This is a genomic window from Cupriavidus sp. 01L46, from assembly GCF_056399905.1.
Window position 1 is genome coordinate 1 of the sequence record NZ_JBFTSF010000504.1, and the last position, 2,594, is coordinate 2,594.

Here is a 2,594-nt window from a genome sequence, read left to right on the forward strand (position 1 = left end):
TCCTGGGTCAGACGCGTCTCGCTCGATGGCACCGAGAGGTACAGCCCCACGCTCCAGGTCAACGCCACCACACTCATCAACACAGCGCCAGCCGGCGCCCAGGCCAGCGACCCGCCGCCTCCCCACCGCCCAAATCGCTCACCCAGCCGCTGCCAGAGCGTGCGGCGCACCGGCAGCGCAGCCTTGATGCGTTTCACCAGTTCCTGCGGCGCCGCAACGCGCAAATCCGCCTGGTGCAGCTGCGCACTCACCTGGCGGTGCTGTGCATAGGCCTGTTGGCACTGCTCGCAGTCAGCAAGATGGCGCTCGAATTCGAGTGCTTCGGACAGGCTCAACTCCTGGTCGAGATAGCCCGGCAGTAATGCAAACGCTTGGTTGTGATCCATCACGCCTCCTGATCCGTCGGGGCGAGCAGCGCCGCGAGTTGCTGGCGGCCTCGGCCCAGGCGAGACATCACCGTGCCGATCGGGATGCCCACGATGGTGGCGATTTCCTTGTACGACAAATCCTCCAGCTCCCGCAGCACGACCACCTCCCGGTATTCCAGCCGCAAGCCCAGCAACGCCTTGTGCACCCGCTTCTGGCTCTGGCTGCGTATGAGCATGGCTTCAGGACTGTCATCATGGTCGGCCACACTCGTCTCAAGGCTATGCATGTCTTCCTCGAACATCATGGTTTGTGCTGCATGTCCCCGGTTCTGCTGATGCCAGGTGTAGAAGGTGTTGCGCACAATGCTCAATAGCCATGCACGGGCATCCTCGCCGCGGAATCCGCCAAAGAACCGGAACGCGCGCAGGTACGCCTCCTGCACCACGTCCTGGGCATCCTGGTCGTTATGCGTCAACCATCGCGCAACATTGAAGGCCGAGGTCATATGCGGCAATACAAGCGTCTCGAAACGCTGCGCGGTGTCTGGATCGGCCATTGTGAAGTGTCTGCTGTAACCGCAATCCGTGACCGGCAGTGAGTTAACAGCAAGACCGCCGGCATGCCATTTTTATTCCCGGAACCGCCACCTGAATCGGATCCCGTGTTCGGGTCTCGTGTGGATTCGGCATGGCAAGCGCCGATCATGTGACCAGTGCGCCGCCGGCTTGCGGCCTCCCTCTACGGCTTCGAGCCGAACTATGAGCGGATCGTGATCATGCTGATCACGAGCGGCACGCAGGGCCTGCAGGTTGCATTGCTCGCCCCGGGCTGGGTACACGGTTGCCTGGGACTGTGGCTCCGCTTGCGCCATTATGCGATGGTGCGCCGCGCCAAGCCTGCCCTGCTCGCTCTGCTCGTGTTCGTGCCACTCCTGTCGGCGGCAGGCCTTGTGCGGATGACCCGCGCCGTGGTGGCGAGTCGAGCTAGCCTCCCGGCGCCCGATCCGAAACTGGCTGCGCACCAGCTCGCTCTCGATGCGTGGCGTCACAATCTCCTAATCCTCTACCTGCTGCTGATCGTCAGCGCTTTTGTGGCCGGCCAGCTGCGCAATCGGCTTGCGCGTCGAAGGATCGCGCGAAACGCCGCTGAACGCTTGATTCACAGCCCTGAAGAAAATGCACATACAGCCGAATGATAGGCACTATGCCCCCCTAAATCAGCTTCCGTGGGCATTGGTTCACCGATGGGCAGTAAAAGAGAAGACCGATGGGTATGGGTTATCGTGCGATTGCCTGGCTCCTTCCAGGCAATCGCATGCTCAACCGGCAGCCATCAGATCGTTAAACGTGTTGACCCAGGCGTGCTCGTTTGGTCCCGGATTGGCACGCATGTCCACGGCGGGGCCCACCAGTATTTCGTTGGCAACTGTGCCCAGTTGTTCGATCGCGCCCGCGATGAATGCTTCGAGAGGCATCGCGCGCTCCTCCTCGCTGCTGTTCATCAGCTCGGTGCGGACCCAGGGTGCTTGCAGACGCTCCGCGCGTCGGCCGGAGATGATGACCTGGTTGCCGAGCTTGTGGAGGGCTTGGGCGAGACCGCGGCCGATGCCCGAACCACCGCCGGTGATGAATACGGTGTTACCTGTGAGTTTCATGATGTCTCCGATGGAGATGACGCTTGAAGTCAGCGCGGAAAGCTGTTCCCGAACATGGGCAGGCCGCTTTTCGATTCGGCCTCGGTTGCCTCGTCCGGATCGGCTTGAGCAAGGGTTGGTGCGCTAGCGGCCGAAGTCGTGGCGACTGCGATGGACAAAGMCAACCACGATCTGAAGCAAGCGATCGCAGCGCAAATTGCACCGGGCGGCAACCGTTTGAGGCGACAGGTCGACTTCTATCTGTCTGGCACGCATTGCAGTGATATCGGGCAGGGTTGCGCGGTAGCGGCCTCACCGCGGCGTCCGCCGACTAGGCCACGAGGCGCAAGCGCGCTTTGCGAATGGCTTGCAGGAGATGATCGAAACCTTGACGGGGCTCGTCGCGGAGCAACGCGCCGAAGGCAGAGACAGCCAGGACGCGCGCCGGGAGGCGATCGCGTTCTACAGCGAGATGGTAGGCGCGCTCATCCTGTCGCGCACGGTAGCCGGCGCCAATCCCAGGCTCGGGCAGGAAATACTGAACGCAAGCCGGCAGATGCTTCTCAGGGATTTCGCACTAGAGGTGGTGGAG

Annotated in this window: 3 protein-coding genes and 2 pseudogenes; 2 read left to right on the plus strand and 3 right to left on the minus strand. The window is 62.2% G+C overall.

From position 1 onward, the window contains the following. Together AC1DS3_RS37565 and AC1DS3_RS37570 are read right to left on the minus strand one after the other, a co-directional pair. Positions 1 to 386 (minus strand): anti-sigma factor family protein (locus tag AC1DS3_RS37565; RefSeq protein WP_477129243.1); only part of this gene is annotated, 386 nt, incomplete at its 3' end. Next, the gene (locus AC1DS3_RS37570; RefSeq protein WP_441630428.1) at positions 386 to 925 is read right to left on the minus strand and encodes a sigma-70 family RNA polymerase sigma factor; all 540 of its coding nucleotides are present in this window, start codon (positions 923 to 925) and stop codon (positions 386 to 388) included. The genes AC1DS3_RS37570 and AC1DS3_RS37565, both read right to left, overlap by 1 nt. Positions 926 to 1,081: 156 nt before the next feature. On the opposite strand from AC1DS3_RS37570, the pseudogene AC1DS3_RS37575 reads away from it, so the two are divergent. Next, positions 1,082 to 1,564 (plus strand): annotated as a pseudogene (locus tag AC1DS3_RS37575) (hypothetical protein); the annotation flags it as partial. Between the two features lie 123 nt (positions 1,565 to 1,687). Here the strand turns inward: AC1DS3_RS37575 and AC1DS3_RS37580 are convergent. After that, positions 1,688 to 2,023 (minus strand): SDR family NAD(P)-dependent oxidoreductase, encoded by a 336-nt coding sequence (locus tag AC1DS3_RS37580; RefSeq protein ID WP_441630426.1) that lies wholly within the window; start codon positions 2,021 to 2,023, stop codon positions 1,688 to 1,690. Between the two features lie 355 nt (positions 2,024 to 2,378). Here AC1DS3_RS37580 and AC1DS3_RS37585 point away from each other — a divergent pair. Then, a pseudogene (locus AC1DS3_RS37585) lies at positions 2,379 to 2,594 on the plus strand (TetR/AcrR family transcriptional regulator); the annotation flags it as partial.